Origin of the sequence: Undibacterium sp. 5I2, from assembly GCF_035019605.1 — a bacterium.
Taxonomy (GTDB): domain Bacteria; phylum Pseudomonadota; class Gammaproteobacteria; order Burkholderiales; family Burkholderiaceae_D; genus Undibacterium.
Window position 1 is genome coordinate 77641 of sequence record NZ_JASJVS010000002.1, and the last position, 15964, is coordinate 93604.

At 55.7% G+C, this 15964-nt stretch carries 14 protein-coding genes; 8 read left to right on the top strand and 6 right to left on the bottom strand.

Annotated features, from left to right (window positions below; genetic code table 11):
• Positions 1-34 precede the first annotated feature (34 nt).
• Positions 35-1126: a saccharopine dehydrogenase family protein gene (locus tag QN359_RS01285; protein ID WP_322248003.1), complete on the bottom strand. Its 1092-nt coding sequence runs from the start codon at positions 1124-1126 to the stop codon at positions 35-37.
• A gap of 145 nt (positions 1127-1271) precedes the next feature.
• Here QN359_RS01285 and QN359_RS01290 point away from each other — a divergent pair, with 145 nt between their 5' ends.
• A complete protein-coding gene (locus QN359_RS01290; protein ID WP_322248004.1) occupies positions 1272-1718 on the top strand; it encodes an Lrp/AsnC family transcriptional regulator in 447 nt (148 codons plus the stop codon).
• Between the two features lie 5 nt (positions 1719-1723).
• Here the strand turns inward: QN359_RS01290 and QN359_RS01295 are convergent, their stop codons facing one another.
• A complete protein-coding gene (locus tag QN359_RS01295) occupies positions 1724-1981 on the bottom strand; it encodes a hypothetical protein (protein ID WP_322248005.1) in 258 nt (85 codons plus the stop codon).
• Between the two features lie 151 nt (positions 1982-2132).
• The gene (locus tag QN359_RS01300; protein ID WP_322248006.1) at positions 2133-2339 is read right to left on the bottom strand and encodes a hypothetical protein; all 207 of its coding nucleotides are present in this window, start codon (positions 2337-2339) and stop codon (positions 2133-2135) included.
• A gap of 171 nt (positions 2340-2510) precedes the next feature.
• On the opposite strand from QN359_RS01300, the gene QN359_RS01305 reads away from it, so the two are divergent.
• Positions 2511-4457, top strand: coding sequence for a hypothetical protein (locus tag QN359_RS01305; RefSeq protein ID WP_322248007.1), 1947 nt, complete (start codon positions 2511-2513; stop codon positions 4455-4457).
• A gap of 9 nt (positions 4458-4466) precedes the next feature.
• On the opposite strand, the gene QN359_RS01310 is transcribed toward QN359_RS01305, so the two are convergent.
• The 3 genes from QN359_RS01310 to kbl form a co-directional block, all read right to left on the bottom strand.
• A complete protein-coding gene (locus tag QN359_RS01310) occupies positions 4467-5843 on the bottom strand; it encodes an L-serine ammonia-lyase (protein WP_322248008.1) in 1377 nt (458 codons plus the stop codon).
• A 35-nt stretch (positions 5844-5878) separates the two neighbouring features.
• Complete coding sequence (locus QN359_RS01315; RefSeq protein WP_322248009.1) at positions 5879-6850, bottom strand: NAD-dependent epimerase/dehydratase family protein; 972 nt, start codon at positions 6848-6850, stop codon at positions 5879-5881.
• Between the two features lie 93 nt (positions 6851-6943).
• Positions 6944-8149 carry a glycine C-acetyltransferase gene (gene kbl / locus QN359_RS01320; protein WP_322248010.1) on the bottom strand — a complete coding sequence of 402 codons (1206 nt, stop codon included), beginning with the start codon at positions 8147-8149 and terminating at the stop codon, positions 6944-6946.
• A gap of 149 nt (positions 8150-8298) precedes the next feature.
• On the opposite strand from kbl, the gene QN359_RS01325 reads away from it, so the two are divergent.
• From QN359_RS01325 to thrC, 6 genes are all read left to right on the top strand, one after another.
• Entirely contained in the window at positions 8299-8871 is a 573-nt protein-coding gene (locus QN359_RS01325) for an XRE family transcriptional regulator (RefSeq protein ID WP_322248011.1), read from the top strand.
• 201 nt (positions 8872-9072) lie between these two features.
• Positions 9073-10710: an OFA family MFS transporter gene (locus tag QN359_RS01330; RefSeq protein WP_322248012.1), complete on the top strand. Its 1638-nt coding sequence runs from the start codon at positions 9073-9075 to the stop codon at positions 10708-10710.
• A 95-nt stretch (positions 10711-10805) separates the two neighbouring features.
• Positions 10806-13124, top strand: coding sequence for an FdhF/YdeP family oxidoreductase (locus QN359_RS01335; protein ID WP_322248013.1), 2319 nt, complete (start codon positions 10806-10808; stop codon positions 13122-13124).
• A 15-nt stretch (positions 13125-13139) separates the two neighbouring features.
• Positions 13140-13553 (top strand): hypothetical protein, encoded by a 414-nt coding sequence (locus QN359_RS01340; RefSeq protein ID WP_322248014.1) that lies wholly within the window; start codon positions 13140-13142, stop codon positions 13551-13553.
• On the top strand, positions 13550-14383 hold the full coding sequence (gene fdhD / locus QN359_RS01345; protein ID WP_322248015.1) for a formate dehydrogenase accessory sulfurtransferase FdhD: 834 nt from the start codon (positions 13550-13552) through the stop codon (positions 14381-14383). Before QN359_RS01340 ends, fdhD begins: the two co-directional genes overlap by 4 nt.
• A gap of 102 nt (positions 14384-14485) precedes the next feature.
• Complete coding sequence (gene thrC / locus QN359_RS01350; protein ID WP_322248016.1) at positions 14486-15949, top strand: threonine synthase; 1464 nt, start codon at positions 14486-14488, stop codon at positions 15947-15949.
• Positions 15950-15964: the final 15 nt, after the last annotated feature.

Consider the following 15964-nt stretch of genomic DNA (forward strand, 5'->3'; position numbering starts at 1 on the left):
CCTCATCAGTACATTAAAACAGCAGGAGCGCGCATCAAATGGCGTAGTAGCGGCCGAAACGGTTGGACAGGAAATCGCTGAGCTTGGCTTGCTCTTGGCGCACCAAGCCGTGCTGTGGCAGCTTCCCGCTCAGCACTAAGTCAACCATGGTGCAAATTCCAGCCGCGGTGGTTAATTGTATCGCTGAGAGTAACTGAGCATTGACTTCTTGTGCGTAGATTTTTTTCGCATACGATTCCTGTTCGAGACGGCCTTGGCGCATGCCGACCACGCTGACAAACACCAGCACCACATCTTGCTTGGTCATGGGGATGGAGGTTTCGAGTACATCTTTGAGTATCGGTCGACGTTCGAGTTTGCCTAATTCCAAGTCGCGAATGAGCATCTTGACGATGTCGCGGTGCCCCGGATAGCGCACGGTTTTGTAATTGAGATTCTGTACTTTGCCCTGTAAGCTTGCACATAAAGTGCCGAGGCCGCCCGAGGTGTTGAAGGCTTCGTAATCTATGCCATCGAGCGAGAAATGTTCGATTTCTTCGAGCGCCGCAGTTTCGCGTAATTGTCCATCGACAATCGCCTCGCAAGGATTGCAATACTCATTGATCAAGCCATCGGTGCTCCAAGTCAGATTGTACTTGAGGGCATTGTTGGGGAAGGTCGGCAAGGCACCGACGCGCATGCTGACGTCACGCAAGCTGTCGAAACCGAGAGCAACATCGTTGGCAACGATGGAGATGAAGCCCGGTGCCAGCCCGCATTGCGGTACGAAAGCGCAATCGGCCCCTTCGGCCAGTTGCTTGACGATGCGGGTGCTTTCTACATCTTCGGTTAAATCGAAATAATGCGAGTTGGCCGCGCGGGCAGCGCCGGCGATGATGGGTGTGAGGAAATACGGGCAGGCCGACAGCGTGACTTGATGGCCGCGTATCAGTTCGGTGACGATTTCTTGGTCGCCGAGGTCGGCCTGCACGATGCGGGTACGCGGAAAGCCGGCTTGCTCCACATATTTCAAACGTTCGGGGTCGCGATCGGCGACGGTGATGTCATAATCGCCAGTATGTGAAAGCAGATTGAGGATTGCATCCCCGATTTTCCCTGCGCCTAGCAAAATGAGCTTGGTTGCCATTTTTATCTCCCCGGTTATTGTTGCAAAAAGAAATCATTAGCTAGTCTATGCCCAAGTTCTGTCAGATAATAGTGTCGAAATTATCGTCAATATGGCTTACTAGGGTACAAAATGACTCAAATTTACGACAAGGTGTAGCGAGGCAATGAATCGAGAACTGGATGAGATAGATAAAAAAATCCTGGCTTTGCTCATCGATGATGCGCGTTTGCCGGTGACGGTCATCGCCCGGCAAGTCGGGGTAGCACGCACGACGGTGATTGCGCGCATTGCCGCGCTGGAAAAGTGCGGCATGATCGTCGGCTATGCGGTGAAGTTGAATCAGAAAGCCTTGCAGTCGGCGGTGCGCGCCTATGTGGGCTTGTCGGTGGAAACCAAGTATGCGGCGGCCTTGATACGCTACTTGCAAAATTTACCGGAAACCGAAACCTTATGTGCGGTGTCGGGGGTGATCGATTACATGCTGACCTTGCGCTGCGATACCACCGCCACACTCGATGCCTTACTCGATCAAATCGGTGCCATGGATGGCGTGCGACAAACCTCGACCTCGATTATCCTCAGCAAGCGCATAGACCGCGCGGCCGGGTGAGCTATTCAACTATTGCTGGAAATAAGTTCAGGCGATGTTATTTTGTTGTCGAGCGGGAGTTTCGGATCGCCGCTGTGATTACTGGCGGCGAAACCTGCTTTCGATTGCTGCAGAATTTGCCAATGTACCGAGGCGCGATCGACGCCGCTGCGGTCCAGTGGTGCTGGCAATTGCGCTGCCGATTGCGCTTGCTTGGCCGTGGTGGTGGCGTCACCCTGAGCCGCACTCAGCAGTTCGCGCGAGGTCGGTGGCAAGGAGCTCATGGCCGACGCGTGGCTACAGAGTAGTGTCGCCCAAAGCGTGGCCGTAAAGCGTGATCCAAGTGTTACAGAGTGCTGTGACATAGTTGCCCGCTGGTAAAAAGTGCTGTTGCTTGAATATTGTACGAATGTTGTCAGTATGGTGTCATCAAGCTTAATTTGCTGCAATGGAATTTTCGCGCAAATTATGCTCGTGGTCGTAAGCAATTTTTTCTTGTTCCGTCATTCTTGCTGCTGTTATTGTGACGGTAGCCAATGCGGTGCTCGCTGCCGGCTTCGCTGATTGCACACCGAGCACTATGGTAGCAGCAATTGCGACGATACTTAAGCAAGTGAGGGCGGTTGAATGGAAAGTTTTCATGTGAAGCTCCTTGGTGAGGTTGGTGCTGCTTGGTTGTGCTGCGATGAAGCTACTTTATCCAAGCGCGCCATGCTCTGCCATGCCTATGTGATGAATTGCGTGAATCGCGGGATGAACTGCATTTTTGGTGGCAGTGACAGTTGAAAATTCAATTCGATAGGACTAGTTGAGATGATAACCAAGCGCACGTTGTTCGCTTGCTTGCTGCTGTGCGCTACGGCGGCACAAGCACAATTGCAGAGTTGGGGTAGTTATCCGCCTCTGCCAGGACTCAGCGCCGGCAGCACGCCAAGCGCCGAGGCACCACTGGCCATGTTAGAGCAGCGCCAAGCGCCGGCCGTCTCCAACTGGCTGGGGCAACAGGATGTCTTGAGTCGTGCGGTGTTGGCACGTTTAGCCGCGCGCACGGCGCTGGCGGCACGTTTGCAAGCCTTGGCGCAAGCAGTTGCTCAGCCGGCGCTGATGCTGGAGTGGCCGGAGTCTATCGTGTATGCACTCAGTGGTAACGATGGACGTAGTCGCGTGCTGCTGCGCCAGCAAAACACCGGCGCCGAACGGGTGCTGTACATCGCCGCGCCGGAACAGCAAATTCTGGCGCTCGTGCTGGCACCGGAGCGCGATAAATTGATCGTGGTCGCGCGCAGCCAGACAGTTGGCAAACAGGCTTACCTGGTCGCGCTCAGCGATGCCAATGCCGATGTTGACGTCATCAGTGGCTTGCCGCCGACTTCAGTCGCGGCACAAGACGTGTGCTGGAGCAGTGATGGCAAGAGTGTGTTTTATCGGAGCTGGCGCAGCGGCAAAATGGAGTTGCGCCGTCACGTGCTCGGCCAAGCACCCGTCAGCGATCGTTCTCTGCTTGAAGGCAGTGAAAAAATGCTGCAGCTCGCAGCCGCTGACACACTGACACTGAGTCAGACGCCGGCTTCCAACTTCGCCTTGTTAACGCAACAGTCGGCGGCTGGGCGCAGCTACTTCTTGAGCCAACAAGCTGGCTTACAAGCAGCGAAGGCCAGTTGGCAGCAAGTGGCGACGCCGGCCGATCAAGTTGTGGCGGCCACCGAAAGCGCTGGCATGCTGTATTTCGTCACAGCGAAAGGCCGGTCTCCCACGCGAATAGAACAGCTGGACTTAAGGATGCCGCAATTACAATTGCGCAAGGCCAGCATTTTTCTGAAGAATAGCCAGTTCCCCATCGAGGCCTTGGTAGTCAACAAGGACGCGCTGTTTTGGCACACTATCGAAGCTGGCGTCAGTCATTTGTATCGCGCTCCATTAAAAGGCGCAAGCAAGGACGCCAGCGAAGAAGTGAGTTTGCCCATTGCCGGCAAGTTGAGTGAGTTGGCGCTGGCGGCGGATGGCGTGTCGCTGCAATTTCGACTGGAAGGCGGCAATGTGCCGGCGCTCACTTATCGTCTGACGGCGGATCGGCAATTGCTGAGTCAACAATTGCCGGGTCAGGTAGCTGGCGTTTTTCCTGGATTGGAAAGCAAAAGCATCGAGCTGCCGGCTGCTGATGGTGCCAAGTTATTGTTGACGCTGTATGCTGCTCCGGAGCTACAGCTTGACGGCAGTCATCCGCTGCTATTGATGCCTGTGCCAGTCGGCATAGATTTCGACCCGACCCGTTTGGCATGGATAGAACGCCAGGGTGTTGTGGCGCTGCTGGCTGAACGCGTGCCGGCCCAGCCATCCCAGCGCAGTGCCGACATCATTGCGGCAGCAAATTATTTGATTCGCGCCGGCTACACCGTGCCGGCCCGCTTGCTGGGGCAAGAAACGCGTCCCGGGCAGACCGGCTTGATCACTGCGGTGTTGCAGCGACCGGAATTGTTTGCCGCTGTCAGTCTGGCTGATCCTGAACTGGCGCAGTCTGGTGGCAAAGCTAAAACCACTTGGCCTTACCAAGCGCTGCGCGGTGGGCTCGGCTATCCGGCTATCTTGTTTACGCTCGCGGAACCAGTTAGTCCAGCCACCCTCAAGCTGGTGGCCGGTTTGCAGATTTTGAGCACGAGCCGGCAGAAACCGGTGTTGTTGAGTACCAAGGCAAGCGCGGCCGACAACTGGGCCTTCTTACTCTGGCAAGCAGGCGACAAGACCATGGGCCTCATGCCTTGATGTGTCGCTTCAGCAGGCCGCGTAATTCACCGTCACGACATGAATAGCCAAACCGCCCAGCGAAGTTTCTTTGTACTTGACTTGCATGTCTGCGCCGGTTTGACGCATGGTTTCTATGGCATCGTCGAGCGTTACTTTATGGCTGCCATCGCTGCGTAATGACAGCGATGCGGCCGTGATCGCCTTGACCGCCCCCATGCCATTGCGTTCTATGCAGGGAATTTGCACCAAGCCACCAATCGGGTCACAAGTCATGCCGAGATGATGTTCGATACCGATTTCTGCGGCCGCTTCGATCTGGGCATTGCTGCCACCCAAGGCCGCCGTGAGGCCCGCCGCAGCCATCGCGCACGCTACACCGACTTCGCCTTGGCAGCCGATTTCGGCACCAGAAATCGAAGCGTTTTTCTTGCACAACATGCCGATCGCCGATGCAGCTAACAGAAAAGTGCGTATCCCTTGCTGTGGATTACTGGGTTTGCAATCTTCTGCGTAATAGCGCAACACCGCCGGAATAATACCGGCCGCGCCATTAGTTGGGGCCGTCACTACGCGTCCGCCGGCGGCATTTTCTTCGTTGACGGCCATGGCATACAAGCTCACTCGGTGCAGCCCGTCATGCGGTAACACATCGGTGGTTTCATTGGCAGTGCGCCATAACTTGGCGGCGCGGCGCTGCACATGCAAGCCGCCTGGCAATTCTCCGCTGGTTTGCAAGCCACGCGCGATGCAGCTCTTCATCACTTGCCATAATTCATCGAGGCCGGCATCCAACTCTGCTTCGCTGCAATGGGTCGTCTCGTTGGCGCGCAACATGGTGGTGATGCTCAGACCGGTGCGGCTGCCATGGGCCAGTAATTCTGCCATGGTGGCGAAAGCAAATGGCAAGACGCTGGCGCTGGTAGCGACCGGCGCTTGTGCCAACTCGTCGGCCGAGTAAATGAAGCCGCCGCCGGTCGAGTAATAAATCTGTTCTTCGACGCGACCATCGCGTCGTGTCAGCCGGCAGCGCATGCCATTCGGGTGGCCGGGCAAGACTTCTTTCTTCAACCACAACAGGTCTCTGCCCGCATCAAAATCGATGGGATACTTGCCTAGCAGATACAGTGTATGACTGCTGTGGAGGGCGGCGATTTTTTCATCGATGGTTTCCGGTGCAATCTGTTTCGGTGTTTCACCCATGAGCCCAAGCAAGACCGCCTTGTCGGTAGCATGGCCAATGCCAGTCAGTGCCAGCGAGCCGTATAACGCCACCTCGACCTTGCTGATCTCTTCCGGTGCCAGCGCTTCTTCTACAAAGCGGCGCGCGGCCAGCATCGGGCCGACCGTGTGGGAACTCGATGGACCCACGCCTATTTTAAATAAATCGAATACACGCATATCCATCGTTGGTCTCTTTGTTTGGTATTGGCTTGCGCAGCTTATGCTGCTTGGCTCAGTTCCGGCTGACTGGGTTGAACATGTTTGAGCATATCGCTGACCAATTGGTTCAGATCGATTTGCGCGTGCCAGCCCCAATCTTGGCCGGCTTGTTGGTCGTCCAAGCTTTGCGGCCATGACGCCGCGATCGCCTGACGGCTGTCCGGTTGATAGTCTATGTCAAATTTCGGCAAATTTTGTTTGATTGCAGCGGCCAATTGGTGTGGATTAAAGCTCAAGCCGGCGACATTATAGGCCGAGCGCACCGTCAATTTACTGGCGTCGGCTTGCATGAGCGAGATCGTGGCGCGAATCGCATCGGGCATGTAAATCATCGGCAAGGTGGTGTCGGCAGTGAGGAAGCACGAGTAAGTTTCGCCGCGCAAAGCAGCATGGAAAATAGCGATGGCGTAATCGGTGGTGCCGCCGCCCGGGGGGGATTTATAACTGATGATGCCGGGATAGCGAATGCTGCGCACATCGACGCCGTATTTGTCGAAATAGTATTCGCACAGGCGTTCACCGGCCAGTTTGCTGATACCGTAAATCGTACTCGGGTCCATCACCGTATATTGTGGTGTATTGATGGCCGGTGTGTTCGGGCCGAAGGCGGCAATCGACGAGGGCCAGAAAATTTTCAAAGGCTTACCGGCCGCGCCACGCAGGCGTGCTAACTCCAAAATATTGAGTAAGCCATCCATATTCAATTCCCAGGCCTTGAGCGGGGCTTTTTCTCCGGTCGCCGATAACAGGGCAGCGAGCTGATACACTTCGGTGATGTGATACTGCTCGACCACCGCTGCGAGGCGGGCAGGATCGAGCACATCGATTACTTCATACAAGGCCGCGCCATACAGGCTGCGCGGTGTGATGTCGGCGGCCACGACATTGGCCGTGCCATATTGCAGCGCCAAGGCTGCGACCAATTCACTGCCGATCTGACCATTGGCACCGATGACTAAGATTTTTTCCATGTTGTTTTTCCCTGAGTGGTGACTGTATGAGTAACCAGTTGTTTTTATTATAATCTTCTAATGCTGTTTTTGTTGATTTGAATCACTTTTTTATCAGGTGATCAAGCCGAGCTCGCGACCGGCCTTAGCAAACGCCGCCAAGGCGGTATCAAGCTGCTCTGTGCTGTGGGCAGCCGACAACTGCACGCGCACGCGCGCCTGCCCCATAGGCACGACCGGATAAAAGAAGCCCGTCACCAAGACGCCGAGTTCATATAAGCGCGCCGCGAATTGCTGTGCCACCGGCGCATCAAACAACATCACCGGTACCACCGGATGGGTGCCGGGTTTGATGGTGAAGCCGAGCGCGGCGATTTCGCGGCGGAAATGCGCGGTATTGGCATGCAAGCGGTCGCGCAAATCGGTCGAGCTGGCCAAACGCTGCAACACCGCCAGCGAGGCACCGGCGATCGAGGGTGCCAGTGTGTTCGAAAACAAATACGGACGTGATTTTTGGCGCAAGGTATCGATCACTTCTTTGCGTCCGGCAGTGAAGCCGCCCATCGCGCCGCCGAGTGCCTTGCCCAGTGTGCCGGTGATGATATCGATGCGACCGAGTACGCCGTGGTGTTCGTGGGTACCGCGCCCGGTCGCGCCCATGAAACCGGAGGCATGGCATTCATCGATCATCACCAAGGCATCATATTGCTCGGCCAAAGCGCAGATACGGTCGAGTTGAGCGATGGTGCCATCCATGGAAAACACGCCGTCGGTAACGATGATGCGATGCCGCTGACCGGCTGCCGCTTGTAATTGTGCTTCCAGGTCGGCCATATCATTATGTGCATAGCGATAGCGCGCGGCCTTACATAAGCGGATGCCATCGATGATGGAAGCGTGGTTGAGGGCGTCTGAAATGATGGCGTCTCGTTCATCGAACAAAGGTTCAAACAAGCCACCGTTGGCATCGAAGGCGGCCGCATAGAGAATGCAATCTTCGGTGCCGAGAAAGCTCGCCAGCGCTTGTTCCAATTGTTTGTGCACAGTTTGGGTGCCGCAAATGAAGCGTACCGACGACAAGCCGTAGCCATATTGTTCGGTCGCGGCAATCGAAGCCTGTACCATTGCTTCATCACCCGACAGACCAAGGTAATTATTGGCGCATAAATTGATTAATTCGCGGCCGTCGTCGCAGCTGACGAGTGCACCCTGGCGCGAAGCCAGCACGCGTTCCGGTTTGTACAAGCCCTCAGTACGCAATTGCGCGAGATTATCGGCGAGATTGCTGATGAAATGTTGTCTGGATGCGGACTTGCTCATGATTTCTCCGTAATTGCTGTAGTGTAAAGAGCTCTGCTGCTACACTATGTTTAAGTGAATTCCCGAAAATGAATTTAAATTCGATATCAAGAACTGAATTTCGATATATCGAATATTAATCGTACTTTTTTAGTGATGCAAGCTACTTTATGAAAAAAAATCCGCCCAATACGCCACCCGAAGTCGGTGCGACGCTACAGAAAATGCGTCTGGAACGTGGTTTGACACTGGAAGATTTGTCGCGCACAGCCGGGGTTTCCAAGTCCATGCTCTCGCAAATTGAGCGCGAAAAGGCGAATCCGACCATCGCCGTGGCTTGGCGACTGGCCAATGCGCTCGGAGTCAGCATGGCTGAATTACTGTCTTCGGAAGCGCCGCAACGCGACGCCATACGCTTGCTCGAAGCGCATGAAACCCCGACTTTGCCGGGCGAGCATGCCGGCTATGTCTTACGCATCTTGGGGCCGATGGAATTGGCCGGTAAATATGAATGGTATGAATTGAGTTTGTCTGCCGGCGGTGCTTTGGTGTCAACGTCGCATGACCCGGGTGCGGTCGAACACCTGAGTGTTTTGCAAGGAAGTATAGAAGTCGAAGTCGAAGGCTTACGCAAAAAAGTCAAAGTCGGTGCTACCGCACGCTATGAAGCCGATAAAAATCACGCCATCCGCAATATCGGCAAAACTGACGCCAAGGCATTGTTGGTGGTGATACACCGTTGAATCGACCGGTTCGAGCCCGATATACCCCTGCAAGCTGCTCGGTTATGCTGCTTATTGGCGATTTTTCAGCATCTGACTATTGCTAATTCGCAATAGAACAAACACAATAGAATGTTAAATATTGATAATTCGCCGACGCCGTCGTGCGAATTGCTCAATTGCAGCTTTTTCTATTTTGTTTTCCGTAAAGGTCAGTCGTCGATGTCTCAATCTGCATTAAGTTGGTTTGCCAAAGAACGCACCGTGGCCGGTGCCAATTTCAACCGTTGGTTGGTGCCGCCGGCGGCACTGGCAATTCATTTATGTATCGGCATGGCCTATGGCTTTTCGGTATTTTGGTTGCCCTTATCGCGCGCGCTGGGTATCAGCAGCCCCTTGGCGTGTCCGCAAGAGATGGGTTTGCTGGCCGAATTATTCACCAGTCAATGTGACTGGAAAATTTCCACACTGACCTGGATTTATACCTTATTTTTTGTCTTCCTCGGCAGTTCGGCCGCCCTGTTTGGTAAATGGCTGGAACGGGTCGGTCCGCGCCGCGCCGCGTTTGCCTCGATGTTGTGCTGGTGTGGTGGTTTGGTGATCGCCGCCGCCGGCATCTACCTGCATCAAATGTGGTTGATGTGGTTGGGGGCCGGCGTGATCGGCGGCATAGGCTTAGGGCTAGGTTACATTTCGCCGGTATCGACTCTGATCAAATGGTTTCCTGATCGTCGCGGCATGGCCACCGGCATGGCGATCATGGGTTTCGGCGGCGGTGCCATGGTTGGCGCACCCTTGGCCGATTATCTGATGCGCTTTTTCGCGGATCAAAGCGGGGTAGGGGTGTGGCAAACTTTTCTGTGCATGGCGCTGATCTACTGCGTCTTCATGACCGCCGGTGCCTTCGGCTATCGCGTGCCAGCGACTGGTTGGAAGCCGGTCACTGCGGCAGGTGCTACGCCAGCGGCATCGAATAAAATGATTACCCAGCGTCATGTCCATCTGGAGCAAGCCTGGAAAACGCCACAATTCTGGCTGATCTGGGCCGTCTTGTGCCTCAATGTTTCGGCCGGCATCGGCATTCTCGGCATGGCTTCGCCTTTGCTGCAGGAAATTTTCGGGGGTAAATTACTGGGCGTCGATCTGACGTTCAATCAACTCTCGATTGCGCAGAAAGCCCAGATCGCCACCATCGCCGCCGGCTTCACCGGCTTGCTCTCACTGTTTAATATCGGTGGCCGCTTCTTTTGGGCGACGTGCTCTGATTACATCGGCCGTAAAGCCACGTATTTCATCTTCTTCGTCTTGGGCTTCGTACTCTATGCTGCCATTCCGAGTACCGGCAAGAGCGGCAGCCTGGCCTTGTTCGTGTTATTTTTCTGTATTATCTTATCGATGTACGGCGGTGGCTTTGCTACCGTGCCGGCATATTTGGCTGACATGTTCGGCTCCCAGATGGTCGGTGCGATTCATGGCCGTTTGTTGACAGCTTGGGCCACCGCCGGTGTGCTCGGTCCTTTGCTGGTAAGCTATTTGCGTGAGTATCAATTGGCCCACGGCGTCGCTAAGGCCGAGGCTTACGACATCACCATGTACATCTTGGCCGCCATGCTGGCGCTGGGCTGTGTCTGTAACTTTTTTGTGCGGCCGGTGGCGGAAGATAAATTCATGAGTGAGACTGAACTCATGAATGAGCGTGGTCTGGCGCACGAACGCAATGCCGCCCCAGTCGCGGCGACAGCGCCGGCCGGCGCAGCGAGCGGTTTGTTCAGTGTGGTCTTGGCTTGGGGTGCCGTTGGCATTCCTATGGCTTGCGGTATTTTCTTGACCTTGCAAAAAGCGCTGATTTTATTTAAATAAGCGGGCGCGGTAAAACAACTTGTCAGATTTTTGAAGAAGCAGTTGGCGCAGTTCGCTGCTGCAACTGCGCTGAGTAAGCATGTACAGAGGCGGTCATGAGTAAAAAGGTAGTCCAGGTTTACAATCGTCCGGCCGGCGGCTGGGGCGCGCTTAAAAGCGTGGCGCAACAAATTTTTGAGCAAGGCATACCGGGCAAGGGTGCACGTACCCTGTTGTCGGCCAATCAGCCCGATGGCTTTGATTGTCCTGGCTGCGCCTGGCCCGATGCCGATCACACCTCGACCTTCGAGTTTTGCGAAAACGGTGCCAAAGCGGTGGCGGCAGAATCGACGGCGCGGCGTGCTACTGCCGATTTCATCGCTGGTTTTACAGTAGCGCAATTGTCGGAACAAAGTGATCACTGGCTAGAGGCACAGGGGCGCTTGACCCAGCCGCTGCAATACGACCGCCAGAGCGATAGCTATCAAGTGATTTCCTGGCCGGCCGCATTCGAGCTGATGGCCATGCACCTGCATGCCTTGCCGTCGCCGCATGATGCGATTTTTTATACTTCTGGTCGCACCAGTAATGAAGCGGCTTTTCTGTACCAATTATTCGTGCGTGAATTCGGTACCAATAATTTTCCCGATTGTTCCAATATGTGCCATGAGCCATCCGGCTTGGCCATGCGCAGCGCGATCGGCACTGGCAAGGGCACGGTACTGCTCGATGATTTTCAAAAGACCGATGCCATTTTCATCTTTGGTCAGAATCCTGGTACCAATCATCCGCGTATGCTGGGTGAATTGCGCGCGGCATCCAAACGCGGTGCCGCCATCGTCGCCTTTAATCCGCTGCGCGAGCGCGGCTTGGAGAAATTTCAAAACCCGCAAGATTTAAGCGAAATGCTGGGCGGGCGGGCGACCGCGATTTCCTCTCAGTATATGCAACTCAAAATCGGCGGCGATCTGGCTGCCGTCAAAGGCATCATCAAAGCTGTGCTGGAAGCCGATCTGCTGGCCCAGGCTAAAGGCACGCCACGCTTGCTTGATCTGGACTTCATCGCCGAGCACACTGCGCATTTCGAGGTGTTTGCCGCCGATGTGTTGGCCGAACCGTGGTCGGTGATTTGTACTGAGGCCGGGCTGGAACGCAGCGAGATCGAGATGGCGGCGCAGACTTATCTGCGCGCCGGCAGTGTGATCGCCTGCTGGGGCATGGGCATCACCCAGCACAAGCATTCGGTAGCGACGATACAGATGATTATCAACTTGCTGCTGTTGCGCGGCAATATAGGTCGGCCCGGCGCCGGGGTCTGCCCGGTGCGGGGGCACAGCAATGTGCAGGGCGACCGCACTATGGGTATCAATGAACAACCGAGTGCGGCGTTTTTGGCGCGTTTGGGCGAAGTGTTCGATTTCACGCCGCCACAGCAAGCCGGCTTTGATACGGTGGCGGCGATCCACGCCATGCTGGCGGCACCGAATAAAGTATTTTTTGCCATGGGCGGCAACTTTGCCAGCGCCACACCCGATACCGAACTCACCCATCGCGCCTTGCGTCAGTGTGCGTTGACTGTGCATGTCACCACTAAACTCAACCGCAGTCATCTCGTTTGCGGGCGCGAAGCGCTGATTCTGCCTTGCCTCGGACGCACCGAAATCGATATCCAAGCCAGTGGCCCGCAGTCGGTCACGGTGGAAGATTCGATGAGCATGGTCCATCTGTCGGCCGGCATCAATGCCCCAGCTTCCCCGCATTTGCTATCGGAAACCATGATCGTGGCGCGCTTGGCGCACGCGGTGCTGCAGGGCCGTAGTAAAACCGATTGGCTGGCGCTGGCGGCTGATTATGATTTGATACGCGATAAAATCGCCGCCGTTTTCGATGATTTCGCCGACTTCAATGCCCGCGTTAAAGTACCGGGCGGCTTTCATTTGCGCAATCGTGCGGCCGAACGAATTTGGCAAACTGACAATGGCAAAGCCAGCTTCCATGCCCACGCCGTACCGACTGATTTGCCGATCCATCAAGCGCGCCGCACACACAGCGGTCCGGTATTCAATCTGGCGACCATGCGCTCGCATGACCAATACAACACCACCATTTACGGTTTGAACGACCGCTATCGCGGCGTCTTCGGTGAGCGTCGGGTCGTCTTCATTAATCAACTCGATATCGATGCACTGGGCCGTACTGCCGGTGATTGGATCGACCTCGAGAGTGTGGCAGACGATGGCGTGCGCCGCCAAGTTCAACGCTTCATGCTGGTGGCGTATCCGATTCCACGCGGCTGTTTGGCGGCGTATTTCCCCGAAACCAACGGTCTGGTGGCGCTCGACAGTTATGCCGACGGTGCCCGTACACCGACCTCAAAATCGATCCCGGTACTGATTACGCCGCATCTGCCAAAAGCCTCAATTCCTGCCGACTGAAACCAAGAAATCGCCATGCCCTTGCAGATTTTTGAACAACTTAATGGATCGTCGCAAGCGACGATGGAAAAGACTCTGGAAGGGGTTTGCATCCCCTCCCATCGCGTCGCTCCTTCGTCGCTCACCGGCCTGAAGGCCGGGGTTTCAAACCCTAGTCAGATTTTTGATGATGAACAAAGCCAGATGCATGTGTTTGCCATGACCATCCTGGCTGCCTTGTTGGCGCAACCAGAGCCTCTGTCCGCGCTGCGTTTGAGTAAGCGCCTGGGCGTGCGTTTGAGTACCTTGTTGCGTTGTTTGGCGTATTTGGGCAGTGCCGAAATTGCCGGACAGCCGGGCTTAGGGTGGGTTGAGAGTGAGCGCGACGGCGAACGACTGCTGCTAAGCCTGACTGCCGCCGGCCGCGCCGCGTGTGCGTGTCGTTCGTGACGGCAGCAGAACGCATCGCTGCCGCCAGCCACCTGGTTGAGTTACAGCGGCACACGTACACGGCCGCGCCGGCACCGCTCAGTCGCGAACGGGTCGCCGCCGAAGTGCCGATTGCCTTGGTCTACAATGGCATCAGCCACGCAGTGATGATGGCGACCCCGCTGGACCTGGCCGACTTCGCCATCGGTTTCAGTCTGAGTGAACAGATCGTCGAGCGGCGCGCTCAAATCTACGACAGCGTCATCGTGCCGCTAGCGAACAGCAGCGTCGGTGCGCTTGAGTTGCGCATCGAGATCGCCGCCTCCTGCTTCGCCCGCTTCAAACAGCAGCGGCGCGCCCTGACCGGTAACAGCGGTTGCGGTTTGTGTGGCGTCGATAGCTTACAAAGCTTTGAAGTGCCGCTGCCGCAGGTCAGTGCCAGCGCACCTGTCAGCAAGGCGGCACTGGCACGTGCTTGGCAAGGCTTGAGTGCCCAGCAGTATCTGCATGGTGTGACCGGGTCCATGCACGCGGCGGCTTGGGCCGATGTTAACGGAGACATCGTCTGCTTGCGCGAAGACGTAGGTCGTCACAATGCGCTCGATAAATTGATCGGCGCGCTCGCGCTCAGCCCTGCGCGCGCGCCTGGTTTTGCCATCATGAGTAGCCGCGCCAGCTATGAATTGCTGCAAAAAGCAGCGCGGGCCGACATCGGCTTATTGGCCACCGTATCGGCACCGACTGCACTGGCCATCAACATAGCCGAACGTGCCGGTATCAGTTTGCTCGGCTTCGTGCGCGAGCGTGGCTTTGTCGTGTATGCCGGGGCAGAGCGCTGGTGTACCGAATGAAATACCGAAAGAAATCGGCGGGCACCGAATTAACGTGGGTTTTGCGCTGCTATAATAGGCAAAAATCCCTATTTAATTTTGTGAATTCACTCATTCCCACTTATGCACTATGCTTCTACCCGCGGCTACGCCGCTGAACAAAGTTTTTCTGCCATTCTGCTGGGTGGCTTGGCACCTGACGGCGGTTTGTACTTGCCGCAAACGTATCCGCAAGTCAGTTCGGCAGAACTCGACGCCTGGCGCAGCCTGTCGTATGCCGACTTGGCCGTAGCGGTGTTGAGTAAATTCGCCACCGATATTCCGGCAGCCGATTTGCAGGCACTGGTGCAGCGCACCTATACCGCCGAGGTCTACCGCAATGCGCGCAGCGATGAAGCCGCGGCCGACATCACGCCGCTGCGACTGCTGGAGCAAACCGAAGATGGCCGGCGCTTGGTGTTACAAGCCTTGTCGAATGGCCCGACGCTGGCCTTCAAAGACATGGCCATGCAATTGCTCGGCAATTTGTTTGAATACACCCTGGCCAAGCACGCTGCAGAATTGAATATTTTCGGTGCCACCTCGGGCGACACCGGCAGCGCTGCCGAATACGCGATGCGTGGGAAGAAAGGCATACGCGTGTTCATGCTTTCGCCGCATAAAAAAATGAGTGCATTTCAAACCGCACAAATGTTCAGCTTGCAGGAAGAGAACATCTTTAACATCGCCGTCGATGGCGTGTTCGATGATTGCCAAGATATGGTCAAGGCAGTCTCGAATGATCTGGCCTACAAGGCACAGCAAAAAATCGGTACGGTCAATTCGATCAACTGGGCCCGCGTCGTGGCTCAAGTGGTTTACTACTTCCGTGGCTATCTGAGTGCCACCGCGCGTAACGAAGAAAAAGTCTCATTTACCGTTCCTTCCGGTAATTTCGGTAATATCTGTGCCGGTCATATCGCCCGCATGATGGGCCTGCCGATCGACAAGCTCGTGGTCGCCACCAATGAAAACGATGTGCTCGACGAATTTTTCCGCAGCGGCATCTACCGCGTGCGTAAATCGGCCGAAACCTGGCATACCACCAGCCCCTCGATGGATATTTCCAAGGCCTCGAATTTCGAGCGCTTCATTTATGACCTGCTCGATGGTGATGGTGCGCGCGTGGCCGCACTGTTCAAAAAAGTCGAGACCGAAGGCGGCTTTGATTTATCCGGCGGGCCTGGTAGTGATGGCGATGAATTCAAAAAAATTGCCCGCTTCGGCTTTGAGTCGGGCAAATCGGTGCACAGCGATCGCATCGCTACCATCCGCGCCGTCGAAAAAAATTACGGCATTACCGTCGACACCCATACGGCTGACGGCATCAAGGTGGCACGCGAACATTGGCAACCGGGCGTGACCATGATCGTGCTCGAAACAGCCTTACCCGCCAAGTTCAATGAAACCATACGCGAAGCCTTGGGTCGTGACGCCTTGCGCCCACCCGGTTTCGATCACCTCGAAGGCTTGCCGCAGCGTTTTGAAGTCATGAGCACCGATGTCGCGACCATGAAAGCCTATATCGCCAAGCATACCGGCCTGTAGTCAAGGTGCCGGCCG

What these genes read in the sequence shown, in the direction of transcription:
- QN359_RS01340 (WP_322248014.1), top strand. Translation starts at nt 13,140, where the DNA reads ATGCCCTTGCAGATTTTTGAACAACTTAATGGATCGTCGCAAGCGACG.
- QN359_RS01330 (WP_322248012.1), top strand. Translation starts at nt 9,073, where the DNA reads ATGTCTCAATCTGCATTAAGTTGGTTTGCCAAAGAACGCACCGTGGCC.
- QN359_RS01295 (WP_322248005.1), bottom strand. Translation starts at nt 1,981, where the DNA reads ATGAGCTCCTTGCCACCGACCTCGCGCGAACTGCTGAGTGCGGCTCAG.
- QN359_RS01300 (WP_322248006.1), bottom strand. Translation starts at nt 2,339, where the DNA reads ATGAAAACTTTCCATTCAACCGCCCTCACTTGCTTAAGTATCGTCGCA.
- QN359_RS01305 (WP_322248007.1), top strand. Translation starts at nt 2,511, where the DNA reads ATGATAACCAAGCGCACGTTGTTCGCTTGCTTGCTGCTGTGCGCTACG.
- QN359_RS01315 (WP_322248009.1), bottom strand. Translation starts at nt 6,850, where the DNA reads ATGGAAAAAATCTTAGTCATCGGTGCCAATGGTCAGATCGGCAGTGAA.
- QN359_RS01290 (WP_322248004.1), top strand. Translation starts at nt 1,272, where the DNA reads ATGAATCGAGAACTGGATGAGATAGATAAAAAAATCCTGGCTTTGCTC.
- thrC (WP_322248016.1), top strand. Translation starts at nt 14,486, where the DNA reads ATGCACTATGCTTCTACCCGCGGCTACGCCGCTGAACAAAGTTTTTCT.
- QN359_RS01285 (WP_322248003.1), bottom strand. Translation starts at nt 1,126, where the DNA reads ATGGCAACCAAGCTCATTTTGCTAGGCGCAGGGAAAATCGGGGATGCA.
- QN359_RS01335 (WP_322248013.1), top strand. Translation starts at nt 10,806, where the DNA reads ATGAGTAAAAAGGTAGTCCAGGTTTACAATCGTCCGGCCGGCGGCTGG.
- kbl (WP_322248010.1), bottom strand. Translation starts at nt 8,149, where the DNA reads ATGAGCAAGTCCGCATCCAGACAACATTTCATCAGCAATCTCGCCGAT.
- QN359_RS01310 (WP_322248008.1), bottom strand. Translation starts at nt 5,843, where the DNA reads ATGGATATGCGTGTATTCGATTTATTTAAAATAGGCGTGGGTCCATCG.
- QN359_RS01325 (WP_322248011.1), top strand. Translation starts at nt 8,299, where the DNA reads ATGAAAAAAAATCCGCCCAATACGCCACCCGAAGTCGGTGCGACGCTA.